The sequence below is a fragment of the Prevotella sp. OH937_COT-195 genome, from assembly GCF_003932845.1.
Taxonomy (GTDB): domain Bacteria; phylum Bacteroidota; class Bacteroidia; order Bacteroidales; family Bacteroidaceae; genus Prevotella.
On the sequence record NZ_RQZH01000102.1, the window covers coordinates 1 to 688 of the forward strand.

The 688-nt window shown below is 37.1% G+C and carries 1 protein-coding gene; it reads left to right on the forward strand.

The features are described from left to right. A partial coding sequence (locus tag EII32_RS11415) for a hypothetical protein (RefSeq protein WP_233582399.1) occupies nt 1–638 on the forward strand: 638 nt, incomplete at its 5' end. Nucleotides 639–688 lie beyond the last annotated feature (50 nt).

Here is a 688-nt window from a genome sequence, read left to right on the forward strand (position 1 = left end):
GAACAGCGAGCCTTAGTAATCAACCCAAAAGAGATGAAAAAAACCAAAGACGGAATATTATTTTATTACTTGAACAAAACGGAGCTTTAGAAAATGACAGAGTTAGAGAAAGCATTATTAGACGAAGTCGAAACACTTCAGACAGAAATTCTGAGATTGCAAGACGAGATCTTATCCAAGCAGAAAGAAAACGACGAATTACTAAGCGAAATAGAGAGCTTGCAGAGCAAGAGCATAAAACTTTACTACAGCGACTTAGAGCAGAGTTTAACACAAGACTTCAGCAATATCTTATCCTCACACAAGAACGAACAAACGCAAATCGAAGTTATCAAGACGGAATTAAATCAACACTTAGAAGCTCTAAAGAGCGATTCAATAATAGCGGACTACCACAAATTAGAGAGCGAATACAAGACCTTACAAAAAGATTACGAAACACTAAAGACAAAATACTTGATGTTGAAAATAGAAGCGGAGCAGGACAAGGAGCAATCCTTGGAGCATATCAAGACTTGGCAAAAAGCATTAGAAGCAACTTTAATGAGCGAATTAAGCGACTTAGAAACCTTAATCAAGAAAAAATAACCAAAAAAGAACAAGAAAGAAAGCGAAGAAGTTACGGCATGAGTTTATAAAGCCCCGCAGGGTATCGGCGAATAGAAACGCTTTTATGTGGCTTTAAAGC